The organism is Pseudonocardia sp. T1-2H (genome assembly GCF_038039215.1).
Classification (GTDB): domain Bacteria; phylum Actinomycetota; class Actinomycetes; order Mycobacteriales; family Pseudonocardiaceae; genus Pseudonocardia.
The window spans coordinates 2,417,685-2,440,044 of record NZ_JBBPCL010000001.1 but is presented as its reverse complement, the minus strand read 5'-3'; the positions used below and the strand labels follow the sequence as shown (position 1 = coordinate 2,440,044).

Here is a 22,360-nt window from a genome sequence, read left to right as displayed (position 1 = left end):
CGTGCGCGGATGACGTTGTTCCGGCGACGATTACCGCGCACGGGCAGCGAAGCTGCACACCGTTGCGATCTGCTCGGCCACCCGGTCCGCGGGGTGCAGCGGCAGGACGATGTGGCTGATCGTCAGCCGCGTGGCGGTCTCGGCCGCGAGGGTGACGTCGTCCGGGTCGAGGTCCGGCCAGCGCCGCAGCAGGTAGGCGGCGGCGCGGTCCCGGGCGGCCGCGACGATCGGTTCGCTGTCCGTGCTGAAAAGCTCCGGTGCGCCGTCACCCGTCAGCAGGGCCTTGACCAGCGGGTTCTCCGCGACCGTCGACAACGCACCGCGCACTGCGGCGACCCAGGCGGCGTGCAGGTCCTCCTCGCCGGCGAGGGCGGCCTCGATCTCGTCGAGGAAGCGCCGCGTCGAGCGCAGGACCAGCGCGGACGCGACGCCACGCCGGTCCCCGAACTCGCTGTAGAGCGTCTGTCGACTGACCCCGACCCGGGTGGCCAGGTCCCGCATCGAGAACGCCGCGAACCCCCGGCCGACGACCATCTCCTCGGCGACGTCCAGGGCGTCGTCCCGGAGGCGGGCGCGGGCCCGCCGGGCCATCGACTGCGGTTCCACGGACCCAGCCTGGACTCAGAGCGGAAAAACGTCAACCATCTGGACACATTGACGTCATGTGTCTAGCGTCGGGGCAACCGGATACCGAGTGTCGAAGGAGACGCCCATGGCCGTCGTCGAACGCGCCGTCACGCGTGCACGGGAGCGCTTCTCGTCCGTCCTGACCCTGCCCGTGCCCGACCGGGTCGACGCCGCCCTGCTCGGCCGGGGGGTCGGCGGAGCGACGCGCCCCCTGGGGGACCCCGGTGACCTCGTGCCGGTCCCCGGTGACGACGGGCTGCCCCTGCTGGGCCACCTGCTGCAGTACATCCGCTACGGCAGCGACTTCACGCGCCGCCGCTCCGGGCGGCTCGGACCGGTGTGGTGGATGCGCACGCCGCTCGGGCGCACGATCGTCGTGGCCGGGCCCGCGGCCACCCGCGAGGTGCTCACCAACCGTGACAAGGCGTTCTCCCAGGAGGGCTGGCGCGACATGGTCGACCGGTTCTTCCACCGCGGCCTCATGCTGCTGGACTTCGACGAGCACAAGGCCCACCGGCGGATCATGCAGGAGGCGTTCACGGCCGACCGGGTCGCCACCTACGTCGACCAGACCGTGCCGGTGGTGCGGGAGATCGTGCCGACCTGGGACTCCGAGCTGCGGCTCTACCCGGCGCTCAAGCGGCTGACCCTGGACGTCGCGACGCGGGTCTTCATGGACGGCCGCAGCGGGCCCGAGGCCGAGCAGGTCAACCGCGCGTTCGTCGACTGCGTCCGCGCGGCCAACGCCTTCGTGCGCCGGCCGATCCCCGGGACCCGCTGGAACAAGGGCCTGCGCGGGCGGGCGGTGCTGGAGCAGTGGTTCCGGGACAACCTGCCGGCCAAGCGCAACGGCGACGGGGACGACCTCTTCACCGCCCTCTGCCACGCGGTGACGCCCGAGGGCGAACGGTTCTCCGACGACGACGTCGTCAGCCACATGATCTTCCTGATGATGGCCGCGCACGACACGTCGACGACCGCCACCGCCGCCGCGGCCTACCACCTCGGCCGCAATCCGGAGTGGCAGGAGCGGGCCCGTGCGGAGTCGCTCGCGCTCGGCGACGGGCCACCGGACGTCGCGGCGCTGCGCTCGCTCGGCACGCTCGAGCTTGTGGTGAAGGAGGCGCTGCGGATGAACGCGCCGGTGCCGGTCGTGATGCGGACCGCGGTACGGGACACCTCGGTCGCGGGGCATCATATCCCGGCGGGGAGCCGGATCATCGTCGCGCAGGCGGTGAACCACTTCGACCCGGCGTGCTGGACGGACCCGGACACGTTCGATCCGGACCGGTTCGGCCCGGACCGGCGGGAGGACCGCTCGGACCGCGACGCGTGGGTGCCGTTCGGCGGCGGCGTGCACAAGTGCATCGGACTGCACTTCGGCACGCTGGAGGTGACGGCGATCCTGCACGAGCTGCTGCGGACCTACCGGTGGGACGTCGCACCCGGGTACCGGCTGCGCTGGGACAACACCTCCCTCCCGGTCCCGGTCGGCGGGATCCCGGTGCGGCTGCGACCCCTGAAGGCCTGACGCGGACGCGGTGGCGTGCGGGACCGGGCTAGCCTGCCCGCCGTGACCGCACTTCCGTCGCCGACCGTGCCCGCCGCCCGGGCCGCCCGGGCGCCGGGCGCCGACGAGTCCGGGGCCGGGCTCGCCCGGAGCCCCTTCCGGGTGGACCGGGACCGCATCGCCGCGTCCCCGTTCTTCGCCCGGCTCGCCGGCGTGACGCAGGTGGTGAGCCCCAACGGTTCCGGGCTCCTGCTGCACAACCGCCTGACGCACAGCCTGCAGGTGGCGCAGGTCGCCCGGGCGATCGCGGAACGGCTCGACGACGATCCGGTTGCGGCACAGCAGATCGCGCGGCTGGGCGGGTGCGACCCGGACGTCGTCGAGGCCGCCGCGCTCGCCCACGATCTCGGACACCCGCCGTTCGGGCACCTCGGCGAGCAGGTCCTGGACCGGCTGGCCCGGGAGCGGCTCGGGCTGACCGACGGTTTCGAGGGCAACGCGCAGAGCTTCCGCATCATCACCACGATCGACCTGCACGGGCCCGGCCGGGAGGGTCTCGGGCTCACCGCCGCCGTCCGCGCGGCGGTGCTGAAGTACCCGTGGGCGCGGCGCGGGTATCCGGACCCGCACCCGAGCACCGCTCCCCTGCCGCCCCGCGGCGGCGGGCCGCTGCCGGACGCGCCGCACGCCGGGTCGGCGAAGTTCTCCGCCTATCGCACGGAGCTCGGCGAGCTGATCGCCAGCCGCGCATCCTTCGACGGGGTGGTCGCACCCTGGCAGCAGACGGTCGAGGCGGCCGTCATGGACACCGCGGACGACATCGCCTACGCCATCCACGACGTCGAGGACTTCCACCGCGTCGGGATCCTGCAGCAGGCCGGGGTGTCCGCGGAGCTCAGCGGCTGGGAGCGCTCACCGGCCGCCGGACCGGGCAGCTCGCTGGAGCGGCTGCGGATCCGGATGCGGGAACGGGACAGCTGGATCTTCGACGACGAGGCGTTCCGCGGTGCGGTCGCGCGGGTGCGCGCGGAGCTCGTCGACGGGCTGCTGTCGATCCCGTTCGACGGCTCGATGGCGGCGGAGCGGGCGGTCGCGGAGTTCTCGGCGCGCTGGACGTCGAGGCTGGTGGCGGGGGTGCACGTGCTCACCGACCCGCCCGTCCGCGCCGCCCACGTCGCCCTACGGACAGAGCAGTGGCACGAGGTGGCGGTGCTGAAGTTCGTGCACCAGCAGTTCGTCCTGCGCCGGGCGGACCTCGCGTCGGTCCAACGCGGGCAGGCGACGATCATGACCGGCCTGGTCGGCGGCCTGCACGAGTGGCTCGCCGACGCCGGGACCGAGAGTGCGCCGTCCCTGCCGCCGCGGCTGCACGACCTGGTCGAGCTGGCGCGCGGGGAGTACACGGCGCTGGCGGACGAGGGTGTCGTCGAGCAGCGGCAGGTGGGGGATCTCGCGCGGGGCCGGGCGGTGGTCGACTATGTGGCGTCGCTGACGGATGCCCAGGCCGGCGCCCTCCTCGACGTCCTCACGGGCCGTTCCGCCCGCCTCTGGACCGACGCGATGGCCCTCTGACCACCGCGCTCGCCCTCCCGACGCGAGTCGCGATCACCGCCGCGAGTCGCGATCTCAGGCCGGGCGAGTCGCGATCTGAAGCCGGGCGAGTCGCGATCTCGGGCCGGGCGAGTCGCGATCGGAGGCTGGCCGGATCGGGGCTCCCGCGCACGGGCGCCGAGGCGCCGGGCAGGATCGGACGGATGGAGACGGTGCTGATCACGGGCGCGGCGGGCAGGATCGGGCGGATGTTGCGGACCCGGATGCCACGCGAGGGCCGCACGCTGCGGTTGCTGGACGTCCAGCCGATCAAGCCGGCGCCCGGGACCGAGGTGATCACGGCGAGCGTCGCGGATCTCGACGCGATGGTCGCGGCCTGCGAGGGCGTCGACGCGATCGTGCACCTCGGCGGGATCTCCGGTGAGTCGGACTGGGCCCAGATTCGGGACGTCAACATCGAGGGGACGTACGCGGCGTTCGAGGCCGCGCGCCGGGCCGGGGTTCCGCGGGTGGTGTTCGCGAGCAGCAACCACGCGGTCGGGTTCCAGGTGCAGCCGAGCGACGCGGACATCGAGCTGCCGGACGACCTGAGCCCACGTCCGGACACGTTCTACGGCGTGAGCAAGGTGCTGGGCGAGGCGCTCGGCGCGCTCTACCACGACCGGCACGGTCTCGACGTCGTCTGCCTGCGGATCGGGACGTGCGCGGACCGACCCCGCGACCTGCGCGGACTCGCGACGTGGCTTTCCCCGGACGACTGCGCACGGCTCGTCGAGGCCTCGCTCGCCTGCCCGGAGCCCGGGATCCGCACGGTCTGGGGCGTCTCGGCGAACACCCGTCGGATCTGGTCTCTCGACGGCGGCCGGGAGATCGGCTACGAGCCGAAGGACGACGCGGAGGTATTCGCCGGCGAGATCGGCCCGAAGGACGACGCGCACGACGAGGCCGGCCGCCGTTACGTCGGCGGCGCCTTCACCCTCTGACGCCCCGGCCCGATCCCCGCGATTCGGGATCTGGCACCACGCGAGTCGCGGCGCGACGGGTGCGAACCCGGGCGGACTCCGCTGTCGGGTCGGCTTCGACCTCCGACTCGCGGGATGCATGGCCTCGGCGTGGCGTTCGGAACGCGGATTCGTGGTGCTCCGACCACGAATCGCCCGGTCTCTAATCCCGACTCGCCCGGGGACTGATCCCGACTCGCCCGGTCCCAGGCCCCGACTCGCGGGGCTTCAGATCGCGACTCGCGGGGCTGGTCGTCGACCGGCGAGATCTTCCGCGAACAGGAGTACGCTCCCGGCGATTAGTTCAGGTCCTGTCTTAATGAGGAGACACCATGCCTACCCCCACCCCCGCCGACCGGTTCTCCTTCGGCCTCTGGACCGTCGGCTGGCAGGCCCGCGACCCCTTCGGCGACGCGACCCGTCCGGAGCTCGACGTGGTCGAGGCCGTCGAGCGGCTCGCCGAGCGCGGTGCCTGGGGTCTGACCTTCCACGACGACGACCTGATCCCCTTCGGCGCGGACGCCGGCACCCGGGACAAACAGATCGCCCGTCTGCGTGACGCGCTCACCGCCACCGGGATGACCGTCCCGATGATCACGACGAACCTCTTCACGCACCCCGTCTTCAAGGACGGCGGCTTCACCAGCAACGACCGGTCCGTCCGCCGGTTCGCGCTGCGCAAGGTGCTGCGCAACGTCGAGCTCGCCGCCGAGCTGGGCGCACGCACGTTCGTCCTCTGGGGCGGCCGCGAGGGCTCGGAGTACGACTCGGCGAAGGACGTCCGGGCGGCGCTCGACCGCTACCGCGAGGCCATGGACCTGCTCTGCCAGTTCGTGCTCGACCGCGGGATCGACCTGCGGTTCGCGATCGAGCCCAAGCCCAACGAGCCGCGCGGGGACATCCTGCTGCCGACGGTCGGGCACGCACTCGCGTTCATCTCCGGGCTCGCGCATCCGGAGATGGTCGGGGTGAACCCCGAGGTCGGCCACGAGCAGATGGCCGGGCTCAACTTCGTGCACGGCATCGCCCAGGCGCTCTGGCACGGCAAGCTCTTCCACATCGACCTCAACGGCCAGCGCGGCATCAAGTTCGACCAGGACCTGGTCTTCGGCCACGGCGACCTGGTCAACGCGTTCTCGCTGGTCGACCTGCTCGAGAACTGCGGCTACGACGGCCCGAGGCACTTCGACTACAAGCCGTCGCGCACCGAGGACATCACCGGCGTGTGGGACTCCGCCGCGGCGAACATGCAGATGTACCTGCAGCTCAAGGAGCGCGCGGCCGCCTTCCGGGCGGACCCCGAGGTCGCCGAGGCACTCGCGACGGCCGGTGTTCCCGACCTGTCGACGCCCACGCTGGCACCCGGCGAGGGCTACGCGGAGCTGCTCGCGGACCGCTCTGCGTTCGAGGACTTCGACCCCGACGCGGCCGGACGGCGCGGCTACGGCTTCGTGCGGCTGCACCAACTGGCGCTCGACCACCTCATGCGGGCATGGTGACCGGTATGGGACTGGTCGCCGGGATCGACTCCTCCACGCAGTCGTGCAAGGTCGTCGTCCGCGACGCCGAGAGCGGCGAGCTCGTCCGCGATGGCCGCGCGAGGCATCCGGACGGCACCGAGATCGAGCCGAAGCACTGGTGGGACGCCCTGCAGCAGGCTCTGGACCAGGCCGGCGGCCTCGACGACGTGGACGCGGTGAGCGTCGCCGGGCAGCAGCACGGCATGGTCTGCCTCGACGAGCGGGGGGAGGTCGTGCGGCCGGCGCTGCTCTGGAACGACACCCGCTCCGCGGCCGCCGCCGCCGCGCTCGTCGAGGAGCTGGGGGCGCAGGCGTGGGCGGACGCGACCGGCACCGTGCCGGTCGCATCGATCACCGTCACGAAGCTCCGCTGGCTGGCCGAGAACGAGCCTGCCAACGCGCAGCGGACCGCCGCGGTCTGCCTGCCCCACGACTGGCTCTCCTGGCAGCTCGCGGGCGCCCCCGGGCTGGACACCCTGGTCACCGATCGCTCGGATGCATCCGGCACCGGCTACTTCGACGCCCGCGGCGGCGAGTACCGCCGGGACCTGCTGCGCCAGAGCCTCGGCCGGGACGACGTGCTCCTCCCGCGGGTGCTCGGTCCGAGCGAGAGCGTCGACGGGCCGGGGTATCGGATCGGCCCGGGCGCCGGGGACAACGCGGGCGCGGCCCTCGGCATCGGCTCGGGCGACGACGTGATCGTCTCGCTCGGGACGTCCGGCGTGGTGTCCGCCCGCAGGACGCAGCAGGCCGCGGACCCGACGGGGACCATCGCCGGCTTCGCGGACGCGACCGGCGCGTTCCTCCCGCTGGTCGTCACGCTCAACGCCGCGCGGGTGCTGGACGCGGCCGCGCGGATGCTCGGCGTCGATCTCGACGAGCTGAGCCGGCTCGCGCTGTCCGCGCCCGCGGGTGCGGAGGGCGTCGTCCTGGTGCCGTACCTGGAAGGTGAGCGCACGCCGAACCTGCCGAACTCCACCGGCGCGCTGCACGGGCTCACCCTGAAGAACGCGACGCCGGCGAACATCGCGCGGGCCGCGGTCGAGGGGATGCTCAGCGGCCAGCGGGTCGGGATCGACGCGCTCGCCGACGCCGGGGTCTCGCTGAACGGGGTCCGGCTGATCGGCGGGTCCGCCCGATCGCAGGCAGTGCGGGAGATCGCGCCGACGGTGTTCGGGGTGCCCGTGACGGTCCCCGCCCCGGGCGAGTACGTGGCCGACGGCGCGGCCCGGCAGGCGGCCTGGGTGCTGGCCGGGGGCGACGAGCCGCCGGCGTGGGCGGCCGCGGGCGGGACCGAGGTGTTCGAGGCGCCCGAGACGGACGGCCTCGCCGAGCGCTACCGCGACGCGGCCGGGAAGTACGTGGACCGCCGGTGACCCGGCCCGCACCCGCCGGGCCGCCGGCGCTCCGCCGGCACAACTCGGGGCTCGTCCTCAGCGCGTTGCGCGAGTCCGAGGGAGCCTCCCGGGCCGAGCTCGCGGCCCGGACCGGACTGACCCGGGCGACCGTCGCGACCCTGCTCGACCCTCTGCTCGCGGCCGGAGTGCTGGCCGAGGAGGTCGCGCCGCCGCGGGGCGTCGGACGGCCGTCACGTCCTGTCCGGTTCCATCCGGACGGGCCGGTCGCGCTCGGGATCGCGCTCGACGTCGACTCGCTCGCCGTCTGCGCGACGGACCTGACCGGGCGGGTGTGCGCGTGGCGGAAGATCGGCCGGGACAACCGCGGCAGGAGCGCGGGCGCCCTCTGCTCGGCCGCTGCGGACCTCGCCGTCGACCTTCGCGACCAGCTCGGCCGTAGGGTCCTCGGCGCGGCTCTCGCGGTGCCCGCGCTGCTCGGGGAAGGCGGGCCCGACGCCCGGGAGATCCTCCGCGCGCCCAACCTGCCGCGGCTCACGGGCGCCCGGCCGGGTCTCGCTCTCGCCGAGAGTCTGGGCGTGCCCGTGATCGTGGAGAACGAGGCCACCCTCGGCGCGCTGGCCCATCTCGGCGTGGCACCGGACTTCGTCGTGATCTCGGCGGAGATCGGGGTCGGCGGCGGGATCGTGCTCGGCGGGCGGGTGTTCCGCGGCGTGCACGGGCTCGCCGGGGAGCTGGGACACGTCGTCGTCGACCGCGACGGCCCGGAATGCGGCTGCGGCGGGCGGGGCTGCGTCGAGCAGTACGCGGGGAAGTCCGCCCTGCTCGCCGATGCGGGCGTGCCCGATGTCGCCGCCCTGCAGGAGGCTCTGAGCAGCGGGAACGGTCGCGCCGTCGCCGCGGTCGGACGGGTCGGAACGGCGCTGGGCGTCGCGCTCGCGTCCGTCCTCAACGTGCTCGACGTGCCGGTGGTCGTCCTCGGCGGGGTCTACGCGGAGCTGGCCGAGGCGATCCGGCCAGCCCTCGAGGCCGAGCTGCGGGCGCGCTCGCTGCAGCCCGCGCCGCCGACGGTGCTCGCGTCGTCGCTCGGGGAGGACGCGGCGGTGCGGGGGGCCGCGGACGCGGTGCTGGACGAGGTCCGGCGCGACCCGGACCGGCTCGTCGGCACCGGCTGAGCATCGAGCGCGACACCACGCTGGTTCGATCACGCCGGCCAACCAGCGTGGTGTCGCAGTCGAGTCGAGCTCGACGTCAGTGTGGTTCGCTCATGATCGCGGCGACTCCGCTGTCGCGCTCGAACTCAGACCTTCGCGAGATCGACCGTGCGGAGCAGCTCCCGGCCCACCCACTCCTGGGCAAGGCGTCGTCCGGCAGCGAACGTGTCGCCGGCCGGGCCTCGGACGGACTCCGGGAGCCAGGCGACGAGCGCCGGCAGATCCGCAACCGTCCGGGTCTTCGCGGGCTGCGGACGACCGTGCTCGACGAGCAGGGCGTACAACCGCGCCGCCGGGCGAGCTTCCGGAAGCCCGAGCACCGCCGCGGAGGCTGCTCCCCTTCGTGCTATCCGGAGTCCCTCGACGTCGAGATCCCCGAAGTACCGCAGCTCGCAGGGCGGTACCTCAGCGAGCCCGGTGAGGACGCTCCCCAGATCGTTCCCGCGGCCGAGAACGACTCGTCCGACCTCGCCGTCCGGAGGAAGCTCGCAGGCGAGCGAATCGTAGGTGGCGATGTTCTCGACGATCAGGGTGACCGGGCCGGCACCGACCTCGTGCGGCAGCTGTGGGGTGGGCACGATCCGGCTGCGGAGCAGGCCCAGGCTCAGCCGTTCCTCTGTGGAGCAGTCGAACAGGCGCCCGTTCAGCATCGTGAACAGGAGCTTCTCGTCGCCGGTCAGTTCCAGTGAACGCTCCTGCGCAGGAACATCCAGCCGGGCAGCATCGTTCCGGAGGAACTCCTGTACGCCCCGAAGCAGAATCAGCTGATTCGCGGTGAGACGGCGCTCCCGCTCGAGCCGGTAGACCCACGAGAGCTTTGCGTGCCAGACGACCTTCGACGCGGAAACGGGAGGTCGCGCCGTCGCCACGCGCGTGACCCAAGAGGGCAGCGGGGGCAACGGGGTGCACTCCCAGCCCGAACCTCGAGGACTCGGCAGGGTCACGACCGCCGTCCGTGCCAGCTCGTCGAACGCCTCTCGGAGCCGTGCGCGGCTGTTGTCGGCACCCAGCAGACTCGTGTCCGCGGCCAGCGCCGCCGACCACATCTGTTCCAGAGTGATCCGACTCGACGGTGCCTTTGCCACGAACGCGGCCAGTCGCGCGGCGAGCGGGGAAAGGCTCACAGCAGCGTGAGCAACGGGTCGTCCCGGTGGATCCGCGTGGTGTCGATCGCGCCCGACGGGTCCTCCCCCGCCAGCGTCCGGTCCGCGACCCGCACGTACTCCCGGCCTCGGTTCGCCGTGTTCCGCATCCGGATGATGTTCGGGAACCGGCCGACGGCCTTCATGTCCCCCACGCCGGTCAGGAAGATCAGCTGGACGCCGTTGGCCGCGGCGACCTTGCGCTGCAGGTCCAGGAACACCACGTAGTTCGCCTTGCCCAGCGGGTTGTCCAGCGGCAGCGCGCCGAGCCCGGGCAGGTCCCGCCCCCGGCTCGTGGCACGGAGCTTCGCGACCATGCAGAACAGCAGCAGCGAGATCGTCACCTTCTCCCCGCCGGACCACTTCCGCATCCGCTCGACGGACACCCGTTCCAGGACGAGCGCCGTCGACGGCTTCAGCACCCGGGCCCGCCAGTTCCCGTCCCCGACGACGGCGTTGGTCGCCTGCCACAGCAGCTCCTGGCCGCGCGGGACCTCGGCGCCGCGGGCGGTCAATGCGTCCACGAGCCGGGCGCACCGGTCCCGGACCACGGCGTCGGCCGTCTCGACGGCCGACCGCGGCCCGACGTCCAGGAACCGGTGCCCGGCCCATGCGCCGAGGTTCTCCGGCAGCTCGGACAGCGCCTGTGCCCGCGCCAACGACTTCAGCGCCTGCCGCACCATGCCGGTCATCGCGGTGACGACGACGGACTTGTGCTCCTCCAGCTCCCCGAGCCGGCCGCGCAGGTTCGCCGCGAACAGGTCCAGCTCCTGCGCCAGCGACTCGGCCTCCGGACCGATCTCCCCGGCCACGTCGGCGACCCGGAAGCGGTCCCGGACGGTGGGGTTGACCTCGGCGAACCGGTCCGCGGAGGCCCACAGGACGATGTCCCGGGCCACCTTCTCGACCGCGCCGCGGGCGCGCCGGGCGTCCATGGCGACCCCGTCGATCCGCTGCCGGATCGCCGTGACGGCGCTCCGGACGTCCTCGACACCGCCCGGGTCCGCGGCGTCCGACAAATCTCCCGGGGCGACGCCCAGCAGCTCGGCCTGGTGGGCCAGCCCGGTGTGCCGCTCGTGGGCCTCCGCGACCGACGCCTTCACGGCCTCGACCTCGGTCCTCGCCGCCTCGACGGCGGTGCGCAGCCCCACCAGCTCCTCCTCGGCGGCCTCGGCGGCGGCGAGCGCGGCCGCCCGATCCGCCGGGATCTCCTCGTCCGCGAGCTCGACCTCGGCCGTGGGGAAGGTGGCGAGCTCGGCCTCCGCGGCGCGCAGCTCCGCCTTGGCCGCGCCGACGGATTCGCCGGCTCGGTCCGCGGCCTCCTCGGCCCGGGCCAGGGCCGAGGCGAGCGAGTCCGGATCGGCGGCCTCGGCGCTGTCCGCGAGATCCGCGGCGGACTCCCGCACGCTCGCCGTCAGGCCCGCAACCTGCCCCGACGGCCCCTCGACGGCCCGGCGCGCCTCCTCGAGCGACGCGGCGAGCGCCGAGTCCGAGACCTCCCGGCGGTAGGCCTGCTCCGCGCTCTCGTACGCGCGGCAAGCCTCGGCCAGCGGGACCGGGACCCCGGACGCGGAGGCGAACAGGCCGTCCGGCTTCTCCTCGCCCGCGAGGGACAGGGCCTCCCGGGCCTCCCGGTGGCCGCTCGCCGCCCGGCGGACGGCGGCGAGCCGGTCCGCGGCCTCGGCCGCCGTGCGGCGGTGGCCCTCCTCCTCGGTGGTGGCCCGCTCGGTCGCCGCGCGGTGCACCTCGATCTCGGCGGGCAGCGCGCGGGCGCGGGCACGGCTCGGCTCGGACTGTGCCAGCCGGGCGGCGAGACCGGTGAGCACCGCACCGGCGAACGCCGCGACCCTGCGGACCTCCTCCTGGGTGGCCAGCCGCTCGTCGAGGGATTGTTCCTGCTCCTCGACGGCGGCGCGGTCCGCCTCGACCCGCCGGAGGTCCGCGCTGATCGCGGCGAGCCGCGCATCGGCGTCCGCGATGCGGGCCTCCTGGGTCTCGAGGGTGCCGGGCGGGCAGTCCGCGCGCAGGCCGCGCAGGCGCCGTCGCAGGTCGTCGTCGCGGTCCCGGAGCGCGGCGAGCTGGGCGTCGGCGGTCGCCCGGCCCGCGCGGGCGGACTCGCGGGCGGTGATCTCCGTGCCCGCGGCGGCGGGATCCAGGAGCGCCGCGGCGGGCGGGACCAGGAACGGGGTCTCCTCGCGGTGCGCGGAGTCCGCGACCGCCTGCAGGTCCGCCGTGGTCGCCACGACCACCGGCGACGTCGGCCGCAGGCCAGCGTCCGTCAGCACCCGCTCGGCCGCGGGGAGGTCCGCGGGGTCGTGCAGGAGCAGCCCGGCGGCCAGCGCGGGCGCGGCCCGGAGCACCGCGGCGTGTGCCGCGGCGGACACGGACTCCGCGAGGTAGCGCCAGCCGGTCGTCGCGGCGATCCCCGCCGCCTCGACGGTCTCGTGCGCCCGCACGAGATCGAGCGTCGCGGGGAGCAACCCGGTGGTGGTGAGGGCAGCGAGCGAACGCTCGTCCTCGGCGCCCTCGACGGCCAGCTCCACCCGCTGCCGCTCCGAACGGGAGATCGCCGTGGTGAGGAGGTCCTCCAGGTCACCGGCCTCGGCGACCGGATCGATCTCGTCGCCGCCGGAGAGCGTGCGGAGGCGCTCGTCCCCCGCGAGCTCGTCGACCACGGCGCGGAGCCCGGCGGCGCGCTCGGCGTCCGTGCGGCGCCGCTCGGTCAGCGTGCGCCGCTCGCCCGCCAGCTCGTCCGCGGCCTGGACGGTCTCCTGGCGGCGTTCCCGCAGGCGGGGCCGCTCCTCGCGGAGCCGTTCGAGGTCCGCGGCCGCCTCGCGGTCGGCCGCCGCGTGCCGGGCGATGGCCGTGGCGACGTCCTCCTCCGCGTCCAGCAGGCCCTGCCCACGGGCCGACTCCAGGGCCGCGTCGAGCTCCGCGAGGGACGCGACGACGGCAGCGAGCTCCCCGGACAGGCGGCCCTGCTCGGCCGTCGCCTCGTGGGCCCGGGCGCGGGCGGCAGCCTCACCCCGGCGGGCCGTCGAGACCGCCTCGTCCAGGCCGGCGGCCTGCTCGTCGTGCTCGGACAGCGCGACGTCCAGGCTGCGCGCGTAGTCCAGCGCAGCCTCGTCCCGGCGCCGGCGAAGAGGCTCGGCGTCGGCCTTGGCCGCGGCGAGCTGTTCCGTCAGCGAGGTGACCCGCGCCCGGGCGTCCCGCAGCCGTCGGACCTCGGGGACCGCCCGCCACGCCGCCTTCCGCGCCGCGGCCCGCTGCTGCGCGGCCCGGGACAGCTCGACGTCCCGCTGCGCCGACGCGAGGCGGTGCTCGGCGGCGATCCGGCGCAGCCCGCGTACCCGGGACTCGGCGAGGGCGGCGCGGTCCTGGTGCTCCGCGACCACCCCGCGCAGCTCGGTGACCCGGTCCTCGTGCGCGGCGGCGGCCCGCTCGGCGCGGGCCGTGGCGGCGGCGATCGCGGTGGCCAGCGCGACCGCCGAACCCTCCAGCTCCCGCTCCGCCTCCTCCGCCCGCTCCTGCGCCGCCCGGTTCTCCACGAGCCGGCGCAGCAGCGGCGAGGCCTCGTCCGCGAACGTCAGGTCCGCCAGCAGCTCGGGCCGCTCGGCCAGCCCCGCCCGGACCCGCTCGAGGATGTCCGAGACCTGCCCGGGTACCTCGGGATCGACGATCAGCTCCAGCAGGTAGCGGACGAACTGGTCCGCGTTGCGGAACTGGAACTGCCCCTCGATGCCGCCCTCGGTGGCGTTCATCTGCAACAGCGCGGTGAAGATCCCCGGGTCCAGGCCGTGGTCGTCGAGCATCCGGCTCCAGCGGTCCTGCCCGTCCGTGACGGCGATCCCGGCGTGCGGGATCACGTCCCAGGCGCGGACGGCCGCCACGAACTCCTTCTGCGGCGTCGGCCTCCCGTCGGTCTCGAACGGCAGGCGGTCCAGGGAAACCCGCCCGTCCGCGTCCGGTCGGAACAGGTACCAGCGCGCGGAGAGCCGGTCGTGGTCCCGGTTCGGGTCCGCGGGCTGGGCCCGGTCCGCCCACTCGTAGACGGCGCCGGTGACCAGTTTCCTGCCGCCGGGTCCCGACCACTCGACCACGACGTGGGCGGTGTCCGCCCCGAGGACGTAGTCCTCGAGGTGCTTGCCGGTGGCCTGGGTGGCCAGGAAGTCCCGCCGGTGCGGGCGGATCAGCGCGCAGATCAGCGACAGGACCGTGGACTTCCCGCCGCCGTTGCGCAGCCAGAGGATGGAGTCCACCGGATGCCCGTCCGCGCCCGTGAAGTCCAGCGTGACGTTCAGGAACCGCGCGGCCGTCGGTCCGATCCGGTCCAGCCGCACCCGCCGCATCTGCCACATCAACGGCGGGCTCACCGCGCTGCCCCGTCCTGGGCGGCCCGCAGCTCGCGGAGCGCATCGAGCGCCGCGCCGCCCGCCGAGTCCCCGACGAGCAGCCGGAACCGGTCCGTGAGGTGGTGGACGTCCGGTCCCAGGGTCGGCGCCTCCTTGGCCGCGCCCTGGTCCGAGAGCCAGCCCAGCACGTCCTCGATCGCCCGGAGCGTGCAGCCGCGGGCCCGCCGCCCGGTCTGGGTGGTGATCAGCTGCGGCAGGTCCGCGTAGGCCTCGGCGGCGGCGCGGGCGCGCTCGCCGTCGTGCCCGACCGTGCCCTCGCCCTCCTGGACGCGCAGAGTGTCGATCGCCGAGCGGAGGAACTCGTCGATCTTGACGACGTCCACGAGCTTGGTCTCCGGGTCGTCGAAGTCCACGTCCTGCGGGTACGCGTACGCCGCGATGCCGAGCAGGACCAGGCCGAACACCAGCTTCTCCTCCGCGTCCATGGCGCGCAGGTCCCCGAGCCGGGTCGCGAACGGGCCGCTCGGCTCCGGCGCCAGGACGATCCCGGAGCGCGGCGTTCCGAGGACCTCCAGCCCGAGCCCCTCGGCCATCGTGTCCACGACGTCCCGGAAGCGCAGCTCGCTGCGGTAGCGGTCCAACAGGGCCCGGTACTCGCTGCCCTCCACCGGCCGGGAACGGCGCCGCAGGCCGAACGCCACGAGCTCCGCCGCCGCCCGCACCTCGGTCAGGTCCGCTGCCACGGCCGTCATGCCGTCAACTCCTCCGCGTCCATGTCCTCCGCCTCGTCCTCCTCCGCCGCGGCGCGCACCGACGCCCGCAGCACCAGGTCCCGGCCCCGGGCGAGCCGGTGCTCCAGCACCCGCCCGTCGTCCTCCGCGACCAGGCCGGACGCCAGCGCGCCGGCGTCCGCGCGCTCGTCCGTCGACTCCCCGTCCGCGGCGTCCGGGGCGAACGCCCACAACGCCGTGAGCAGCACCAGCTCGGCCACCTGGCCCTCGTCCGAGCCCTCGCACGCGTCCAGCAGGGCCGAGAGGCGTGCGGGCTCGTCGCGGGCGGTGTCCAGCACCTCGCGCGCGGCCGCGACGACCGGGGCGGGGTAGCGCTGCACGTCCTCCTCGGCGTCCGGGTCCCCGACGCCGACGTCCTCGACCTCCGGTTCGGCCGCCTCGCGCTGCCGCGGTGGCGCCCAGAGCTGGTCCACCAGGTCGTCGAAGCGGACGAGGCGGGGCACGCTGACGCCGAGCGCCCGGTCCGCGAAGGCACTCGTCACCGCCATCGCGTCCGCCCGGGGAGCCGCCAGGGCCGGGAGCAGCAGGTCGTCCCCGAGCGCCAGCATGCGCAGCCGGCGGCGACGGGCGAGGCGCTGCCGGACCTGGGCGGACAGGAAGACCTCCCGGGCCCCGACGAGGCGGCGTTCCAGATCCAGGTGCACGCTGCGCACCCGGCCGAGCAGGTCCACGATCCGGCCCGACGCGGCCCGCACGTCCGGCGACGTCTCGGCATCCAGACCGCTCTGCACGTGCTCGAGGAACCGGTCGTCCTCGCCGATCCGCTCCTCGACGTGCCGGCGCGCCGCGGCGAGCCGATCGGGCACATCGACCAGCCAGTCGTGCGTGCCGACGTCCCGGCGGGTGGCGTCGAGCAGCTCGGACAGGGCCGCGGAGATGCCGACGCTGGTGCGCTCGGCCCGGGCGGCGGTGCGGACGGCGGCGTCGAACCGGCGGTCGTCCAGCTGGCGCTGCAGGACGTGCGCGAGCGCGCGGTCCGCGTCCTCCAGGTCGACGTCCAGGCCGTGCAGGAAGAGCGTGATCGCCTGGTCACTGGCCACGAGGACCGGGCCGTACTCGGCGTCCCGCAGCGCGAGCAGCCGGAAGCTGTAGGGCTCGGACCGGGCCCGTTCGCCGGAGAGGTCGGCGAACCAGTAGGTGAAGCGACGGTGCTCGTGCGCCTCGTTGAGCAGGCCCTTCAGCACCACGGCGGCGACGTCCCGGGCCCGGCCCGCGTGCTCGGGCGCCATCCGGGCGGCGAGGCCCGTCAACGTGTCCGCGACCTCCTCGAGCGTGGCCTCGCGCGCGAACCCCATCGACCCGACGACCAGGTCCACCGCCGCGAGGGCGAGCTGGCGGAGGTCGAAGAGCTCGTCGTCGATCCCGGAGTGGGCGGCGTTGCGCACGAGCCGGGCGATCGGGTCCGTGAGGGCGAGCGCACGCCAGCGGGCCCGCGCGGTGGCGTCCGCCGCGGGTGAGACGACAGCTGGTGCGGCCGATGGCATCACGCGTTCCCCCTTTCGCCGCAGCAGCCTAGGGAGGGGGTCCGACACTTCCGGCTGCGGGGAACTCTCAGCCCACTCTCACCTGCGACGGGGACACTCGGGTGCGAGAGACGAATCGGGAGCGAGCGGAAGAGGTGAGCGCCGTGATCGTGGCAAGTGTGGTCGGGCTGGTCCTGGTCCTGTTCCAACTCGTGCTCCTGGCCCGGGTGGTCGTCGACTGGATCGGCGTGCTGTCCCCCGGCGGTGGCGGCAGCGCCCTCTACCAGGCGCGGCGGATCACCCACGGCATCACCGAGCCGGTCATCGAGCCGGTCCGGCGGGTGCTCAAGCCGGTGCGGTTCGGGTCCGTCGCGATCGACCTGGCGTTCGTCGCCGTGTTCGTCGCGGTGATCCTGCTCCGCACCGTCGTGGTGCCGCTGATCCCGTTCTGACCGCACTGTGGCTCCACAACGCGCTCGCAAGGGCCCAGGAACCCCGTTGTGGCTCCGTGACGCGGCTCCTGCTGCACGGTCGTGGACCCTGGGGCCGCGGGCCCCGGACCCGCCCGACCAGCGGTGACACCGCCTCGAGCACCGTGCCGGCCGTTCGCCGGGAGCCCGTAGGCTGGACGCCGATGAGGCGCAAGCTCCGCTCCCCCTGCCGCAGCGGCACGGGCTGGACCCGGTCCGGCTGCGGACCCCCGACGACGGCCCGTGGCGCACCATGCGCGAGCACCTCGTCGAGCGGCTGCCCCGGGTGGATCCCGCCCGGATCGACGAGATGCTGCGCGAGGAACGCATCGTCGACCTCACCGGGCCGCTCGCCGTCGACGCGCCGTTCGTCCCGCGGTCCTTCGTCTGGTTCCACCGGGACCTGCCCGTCGAGGCGCCGGTGCCGTTCGAGATCGGGATCGTGCACCGCGACGAACACCTGCTCGTCGTGGACAAGCCGCACTTCCTCGCCACGATCCCCCGCGGAAAGCACGTCGTGGAGACGGCGCTGGTGCGGCTGCGGCGCGACCTCGGGCTGCCCACGCTGAGCCCCGCGCACCGGCTGGACCGGGTGACGGCCGGGCTGGTGCTGTTCGTCATCACCCCGGAGCTGCGCGGCCGCTACCAGACGCTCTTCCGGGACCGGCTCGTGCGTAAGACCTACGAGGCCGTCGCGCCGTACCGGCCGGATCTCACGCTGCCCCGCACCGTGCGCAGCCGGATCGTCAAGGAGCGCGGCGTCATCCGGGCGCAGGAGGTGCCGGGTGAGGTCAACGCGGAGACCCACGTCGAGCTCGTCGACCACGCCGGTGGCCTCGGCCGCTACCGGCTGCGCCCGCTCACCGGCCGCACCCACCAGCTGCGGCTGCACCTGTGCTCGCTGGGCATCCCGATCGTCGGCGACGACCTCTACCCGGAGCTGCTGGACACCCCGCTCGACGACTACTCCGGTCCGCTGCAGTTGCTCGCCCGCACACTGGAGTTCACGGACCCGGTGAGCGGTGAGCCCCGGCGGTTCGAGAGCCGGTTACGGCTGCAGGCGTGGGAGCCGGACGGTCGAACGGACGCCCCGGAGGGCACGTCCGCGCGATCCTGAAAGAGCCGCGCGGCATTCGGAGCAGGACCTGCGGCATCAGGACGCAGGGGCCGCCGCTCGTCGCGTCCAGACGGTCACGCACCGTGCAGGGCCCTCAGCTTCGCAACGCCCCGGACCCGGCCTTCCTAATGTTCTGCGGTGCGGGGCCCGCGGCGAGCGAACGCCCCCCGCCGCACGGCGCGGGCCCCGATTTCTCCACCCCTCTCACCGTGTTCCCCAGCGCGGTCGAGGATCGCTCCCCGCGAGAAGGACGACTCGATGACCAGCACGAACGACCGTCCGGACGATCATTCGGACCGGGCCCGCGCGCTCCGGCCCGCCCCCGGCGACAAGCGCCCGAGCATCCGTCGCGGCCCCCGTTCCGCCCGGCTGCTCTGCACCGGCTTCGCCGCCGGGGCGCTGTTCCTGGCGAGTGCGTGCGGCACCAGCGGCTACGTCGACGCGAAGGACGCGCTCCCGGCGGGCGGCAGCGCCGCGACGGGCACCGGCGGCACCACCGTCATCCCCACGGGCGGGCTCGGCGCCGCGATCACGTCCGTCGGCACGGTCGCGACCAGCGACGGCTTCACCCTCTACCGCTTCGCGAAGGACACCACGAACCCGTCGGCGTCGACGTGCACCGGCGCCTGCGCGACGAACTGGCCACCCGTCCTCGTCGACGGGTTCCCGGCGGTGCAGGGCATCCCGTCGAACCTGGTCGGCACCGTCGGGCGGCCGGACGGCACCCAGCAGCTCACCCTGGGGGGTGGCCGCTCTACCGGTTCGCGAAGGACGCACCGGGCGATGTCAAGGGCGAGGGCGTCGGCGGTACCTGGCAGGCGATCGGCGTGAACGGCAAGCCGGCTGCCGGCTAGCGGCCTGTGCGCGGTTGTCGTCGCCCGGGCGACGACAACCGCGCACGAGCGCCGGAGGCGATCCCTCGCGGCGCGATTCGGACCTTGATGCCGCGCCAGGCCAGACGGGCCCGACACCGGCGCGCTTTTCGATCGTCCGTTAAGGGCCTACGGTCGAGGCATGCGTGCGGTGCGGATCGGCAACTTTTCCGGGTACCTCGGCGACAGGTACACCGCCATCGACGAGGCGCTGGCGGGCGACCCCGTGGACGTCCTGATGGGCGACTACCTGGCCGAGGTCACCCTCGCCGCCCTCGCCGTGGGCCACCGCCGGAACTCGGGCGGCGGCTACGTCGCGTACTTCCTGGACCAGCTGACACCGCACCTGGCCACGATCTCGGAGCGCGGGATCAAGGTCGTCAGCAACGCCGGTGGCTTCAACCCGGCCGGGCTGGCCGAGGCGCTGCGCGCCGTGATCGCCGACGCCGGCGTGCCGCTGACGGTCGCGCACGTCGAGGGCGACAACGTCCTCGACGAGCTCGCGACCTTCCACGCGGAGGGCCACGGCATGGAGCACCTCGACACCGGCGCCCCGCTCAAGGACTGGGGCGTCGACCCGATCGCCGCCAACGCCTACCTCGGCGGGTACGGGATCGCCGAGGCCCTCAAGGCCGGCGTGGACATCGTCGTCACCGGGCGGGTCACCGACGCCTCGCTCACCGCCGGTCCCGCCGCGTGGTGGCACGGCTGGACCCCGGACGACTTCGACGCGCTCGCCGGCGCCGTCACCGCGGGCCACATCATCGAGTGCGGTGCCCACGCCACCGGCGGCAACTTCTCCGGTTTCCTCACCGTGCCGGGCATGCTGAAGTGCGGTTTCCCGATCGCGGAGATCGCCGAGGACGGCAGCAGCGTGATCACCAAGCACGCCCGCGACGGCGGCATGGTCACCGTCGACACCGTGACCGCCCAGCTCGTCTACGAGATCCAGGGCCCGCGCTACCTGAACCCGGACGCGACGGTGCACCTGGACACGGTGCAGCTCAGCCAGGTCGGGAAGGACCGGGTCGCGATCGCTCCGGTGAGGGGCTCGGCTCCCCCGCCGACGGCCAAGGTCGCGGTGTTCGCGCCCATCGGCTACGAGATCTCGCAGATGCTGTTCTGCACCGCCCCGAACGTCACCCAGAAGGTGGCGCTGCTGCGGGACCAGCTCCGGGCGCAGCTCGACGGCCACGTCGACGAGCTGGACGTGACGGCGCTCGGCGTCGCGGCGGAGGACCCCGCGTCGCAGGCGGAGGCGACCGTCCCGATCCGGGTCATGGCCACCGCCCGGGACCCGGAGCCGTTGCGCCGGTTCCCCGCTGCGGTGGGCAGCCTCTACCTGCAGGGATTCCCCGGCTTCTTCCACGACGGCCACGCGCAGCGGGTGAGCGAGCCCTGGCCTCGGATCGACTACTGGCCGGCCCTGCTGCCCTCGGAGCTCGTGCCGCACCGGGCCGTACTGGAGGACGGGACGGTCCTGGAGGCGCCGGTCCCGTCGTCGTCCGCGATCGAGCCGCAACCCGTGCAGCCCGAGCCGCCCGCCCCCGCGTCGAGCCCGGGGAAGCGGGTCCCGCTGGGCACGCTCGCCTACGCCCGCAGCGGGGACAAGGGCGGGAACTCGAACGTCGGGATCTGGGTGCCGGACCCGGCGGCCTGGGAGTGGCTGCGCACGACGCTGTCCACCGAGGGGATCCGCGCGCTGATCCCGGAGGCGAAGGGCTGCGAGATCGTCCGGCACGAGTTCCCGCACCTGCGGGCCGTCCACGTGGTGCTCAAGGGCCTGCTCGGGACGGGCGGCTCGTCGAACCTGCGGGTAGACCAGATCGGCAAGTCCGTGTGCGAGTACGTGCGGGCGAAGTACGTGACCGTACCCGCGGAGCTGCTCGCGTGAGCCTGACGGAGCGGATCGCGGCGACGGTCGAGACGCCCGCGACGGACGACGCCTTCGACATCCACGCCGCTCTCGACGAGCTGCTGGCCGGGATCGGGCTGACCTCGTCCGACGCCGGCGGACGGATCACCTTCGCCGGCGCGGACCCCGTCGTCCCGAGCCCGCTGCGTCTCGGCGGCGCGGCGGCGCTGGCGCTGGTGGCGAAGTCCGTCGCCGTCGCGGCGCTGCACCGGATGCGCGGCGGGCCCGGGCAGGACGTCACGACGGACGTGCGCGTCGCGCCGCACCGGCTCTGCCCGTTCTACGACCGGCGCTGGGAGCTGCTCAACGGCTATCCGGCGAGCTCGCCGTCGAACCCGACGCCGGCGTTCGGCTTCGTCTTCCATCCGACGGCGGACGGTCGTTGGGTGATGCCGCTGAACGGCTATCCCAAGCTCAAGGTCGCGGCCCAGAAGCTGCTGAACGTGCCCGACGACCCGGCGGCGGTGGCCGCGGCGATCGCGCGGTGGGACGGGGCGGAGCTGGAGCAGGCGGGCGCGGAGGCGGGCATCGTCATGCCGCTGATCCGCACGCCCCAGGAGTTCCTGGCCACCGAGCAGCACCGCGACGTACTGGCGCACACCCCGCTGATCGAGATCACGAGGATCGGCGAGAGCGCGCCCGAGCCGCTCCCCCCGGGCGCCGCGCAGCCGCTCGACGGGATCCGTGCGCTCGGAATGGGGCACGTCATCGCGGGTGCCGGGGTCGGCCGGACGCTCGCCCTGCACGGGGCGGACGCGCTCAACATCTGGCGGCCCGACGAGCTCGAGCACGACACCACCTACATCACCGCGAATGTCGGCGTCCGCTCGTCCACGGTGCACCCGCGCAGGCCCGAGGGCGCACGGCTGCTGCGCGAGCTGCTGGCCGGGGCGGACGTCTTCTACGCCAACCGCCGGCCCGGGTACCTGTCCTCGATCGGGTTCTCCGCGGAGGAGGCGGCCGCAGTGCGGCCCGGGATCGTGCACGCGACCAACACGCTCAACGGCGAGCGCGGGCCGTGGAAGGACCGGGTCGGGTTCGACCAGACCGCCGGCTCCTTGACCGGCATGGCGCACCTCGAAGGCGGCGGTGGCGAGCCGCGGCTCTCCCCGATCCTCGTCGTCAACGACTACATCGTGTCCTGGCTGACCACCGCCGGGGTGGTCGCCGCGCTGCGGCGCCGAGCCGTCGAGGGCGGGAGCTGGAAGGTCCACGTCTCGCTGACCCGGGTCGCGCTGTGGATCCTGGAGCTGGGCGTCTTCGACCTGGACTACGCGAGGTCGGTGGCCGGGACGGGCGAGGAGCACGCCTACCTGGACCCGGAGACGTTCACCGCCGACACCCCGCTCGGGGCGTACCAGGGCGTGACGGACCAGGTCCGGATGAGCGAGACCCCCGGCCGGTACCGGCACATCCTGGTCCCCCGGGGCGCGAGCCGCCCCGCCTGGCTGTAGCCGCGG

At 74.2% G+C, this 22,360-nt stretch carries 15 protein-coding genes and 2 pseudogenes; 12 read left to right on the top strand and 5 right to left on the bottom strand.

Annotated features, from left to right (window positions below):
- Positions 1-30 precede the first annotated feature (30 nt).
- On the bottom strand, positions 31-606 hold the full coding sequence (locus WBK50_RS12110; RefSeq protein WP_341335693.1) for a TetR/AcrR family transcriptional regulator: 576 nt from the start codon (positions 604-606) through the stop codon (positions 31-33).
- A gap of 106 nt (positions 607-712) precedes the next feature.
- Here WBK50_RS12110 and WBK50_RS12105 point away from each other — a divergent pair, with 106 nt between their 5' ends.
- The 6 genes from WBK50_RS12105 to WBK50_RS12080 all read left to right on the top strand — a co-directional run bounded on the left by WBK50_RS12105 (position 713) and on the right by WBK50_RS12080 (position 8,739).
- Positions 713-2,158: a cytochrome P450 gene (locus WBK50_RS12105; protein ID WP_341335692.1), complete on the top strand. Its 1,446-nt coding sequence runs from the start codon at positions 713-715 to the stop codon at positions 2,156-2,158.
- A 42-nt stretch (positions 2,159-2,200) separates the two neighbouring features.
- Positions 2,201-3,709 carry a deoxyguanosinetriphosphate triphosphohydrolase family protein gene (locus WBK50_RS12100; RefSeq protein WP_445942246.1) on the top strand — a complete coding sequence of 503 codons (1,509 nt, stop codon included), beginning with the start codon at positions 2,201-2,203 and terminating at the stop codon, positions 3,707-3,709.
- A gap of 182 nt (positions 3,710-3,891) precedes the next feature.
- Positions 3,892-4,671, top strand: coding sequence for an NAD-dependent epimerase/dehydratase family protein (locus WBK50_RS12095; RefSeq protein WP_341335691.1), 780 nt, complete (start codon positions 3,892-3,894; stop codon positions 4,669-4,671).
- Between the two features lie 350 nt (positions 4,672-5,021).
- On the top strand, positions 5,022-6,188 hold the full coding sequence (gene xylA, locus WBK50_RS12090) for a xylose isomerase (protein WP_341335690.1): 1,167 nt from the start codon (positions 5,022-5,024) through the stop codon (positions 6,186-6,188).
- 5 nt (positions 6,189-6,193) lie between these two features.
- Positions 6,194-7,585, top strand: coding sequence for a xylulokinase (xylB, locus tag WBK50_RS12085; RefSeq protein WP_341335689.1), 1,392 nt, complete (start codon positions 6,194-6,196; stop codon positions 7,583-7,585).
- On the top strand, positions 7,582-8,739 hold the full coding sequence (locus WBK50_RS12080; RefSeq protein ID WP_341335688.1) for an ROK family transcriptional regulator: 1,158 nt from the start codon (positions 7,582-7,584) through the stop codon (positions 8,737-8,739). Before xylB ends, WBK50_RS12080 begins: the two co-directional genes overlap by 4 nt.
- Positions 8,740-8,864: 125 nt before the next feature.
- Here the strand turns inward: WBK50_RS12080 and WBK50_RS12075 are convergent, their stop codons facing one another.
- The 4 genes from WBK50_RS12075 to WBK50_RS12060 form a co-directional block, all read right to left on the bottom strand.
- On the bottom strand, positions 8,865-9,824 hold the full coding sequence (locus WBK50_RS12075) for a Wadjet anti-phage system protein JetD domain-containing protein (RefSeq protein WP_341335687.1): 960 nt from the start codon (positions 9,822-9,824) through the stop codon (positions 8,865-8,867).
- 74 nt (positions 9,825-9,898) lie between these two features.
- A complete protein-coding gene (locus WBK50_RS12070; RefSeq protein ID WP_341335686.1) occupies positions 9,899-14,293 on the bottom strand; it encodes a hypothetical protein in 4,395 nt (1,464 codons plus the stop codon).
- A complete protein-coding gene (locus WBK50_RS12065) occupies positions 14,290-15,024 on the bottom strand; it encodes a hypothetical protein (RefSeq protein ID WP_341335685.1) in 735 nt (244 codons plus the stop codon). The genes WBK50_RS12070 and WBK50_RS12065 overlap by 4 nt, the downstream gene beginning before the upstream one ends.
- On the bottom strand, positions 15,021-16,550 hold the full coding sequence (locus WBK50_RS12060; RefSeq protein ID WP_341335684.1) for a hypothetical protein: 1,530 nt from the start codon (positions 16,548-16,550) through the stop codon (positions 15,021-15,023). The genes WBK50_RS12065 and WBK50_RS12060 overlap by 4 nt, the downstream gene beginning before the upstream one ends.
- 140 nt (positions 16,551-16,690) lie before the next feature.
- On the opposite strand from WBK50_RS12060, the gene WBK50_RS12055 reads away from it, so the two are divergent.
- The 6 genes and pseudogenes from WBK50_RS12055 to WBK50_RS12030 all read left to right on the top strand — a co-directional run bounded on the left by WBK50_RS12055 (position 16,691) and on the right by WBK50_RS12030 (position 22,354).
- Positions 16,691-16,978: a YggT family protein gene (locus tag WBK50_RS12055; protein WP_341335683.1), complete on the top strand. Its 288-nt coding sequence runs from the start codon at positions 16,691-16,693 to the stop codon at positions 16,976-16,978.
- A 182-nt stretch (positions 16,979-17,160) separates the two neighbouring features.
- Positions 17,161-18,113: pseudogene (locus WBK50_RS12050) on the top strand (RluA family pseudouridine synthase).
- A 258-nt stretch (positions 18,114-18,371) separates the two neighbouring features.
- Positions 18,372-18,752: pseudogene (locus tag WBK50_RS12045) on the top strand (hypothetical protein); the annotation flags it as partial.
- Positions 18,728-18,967 carry a hypothetical protein gene (locus WBK50_RS12040; protein WP_341339365.1) on the top strand — a complete coding sequence of 80 codons (240 nt, stop codon included), beginning with the start codon at positions 18,728-18,730 and terminating at the stop codon, positions 18,965-18,967. The pseudogene WBK50_RS12045 and the gene WBK50_RS12040, both read left to right, overlap by 25 nt.
- Positions 18,968-19,127: 160 nt before the next feature.
- Positions 19,128-20,879 (top strand): acyclic terpene utilization AtuA family protein, encoded by a 1,752-nt coding sequence (locus WBK50_RS12035; RefSeq protein ID WP_341335682.1) that lies wholly within the window; start codon positions 19,128-19,130, stop codon positions 20,877-20,879.
- Positions 20,876-22,354: a CoA transferase gene (locus WBK50_RS12030; RefSeq protein ID WP_341335681.1), complete on the top strand. Its 1,479-nt coding sequence runs from the start codon at positions 20,876-20,878 to the stop codon at positions 22,352-22,354. Before WBK50_RS12035 ends, WBK50_RS12030 begins: the two co-directional genes overlap by 4 nt.
- Positions 22,355-22,360 lie beyond the last annotated feature (6 nt).

What these genes read in the sequence shown, in the direction of transcription:
- xylB (WP_341335689.1), top strand. Translation starts at nt 6,194, where the DNA reads ATGGGACTGGTCGCCGGGATCGACTCCTCCACGCAGTCGTGCAAGGTC.
- WBK50_RS12035 (WP_341335682.1), top strand. Translation starts at nt 19,128, where the DNA reads ATGCGTGCGGTGCGGATCGGCAACTTTTCCGGGTACCTCGGCGACAGG.
- WBK50_RS12065 (WP_341335685.1), bottom strand. Translation starts at nt 15,024, where the DNA reads ATGACGGCCGTGGCAGCGGACCTGACCGAGGTGCGGGCGGCGGCGGAG.
- xylA (WP_341335690.1), top strand. Translation starts at nt 5,022, where the DNA reads ATGCCTACCCCCACCCCCGCCGACCGGTTCTCCTTCGGCCTCTGGACC.
- WBK50_RS12075 (WP_341335687.1), bottom strand. Translation starts at nt 9,824, where the DNA reads ATGTGGTCGGCGGCGCTGGCCGCGGACACGAGTCTGCTGGGTGCCGAC.
- WBK50_RS12105 (WP_341335692.1), top strand. Translation starts at nt 713, where the DNA reads ATGGCCGTCGTCGAACGCGCCGTCACGCGTGCACGGGAGCGCTTCTCG.
- WBK50_RS12095 (WP_341335691.1), top strand. Translation starts at nt 3,892, where the DNA reads ATGGAGACGGTGCTGATCACGGGCGCGGCGGGCAGGATCGGGCGGATG.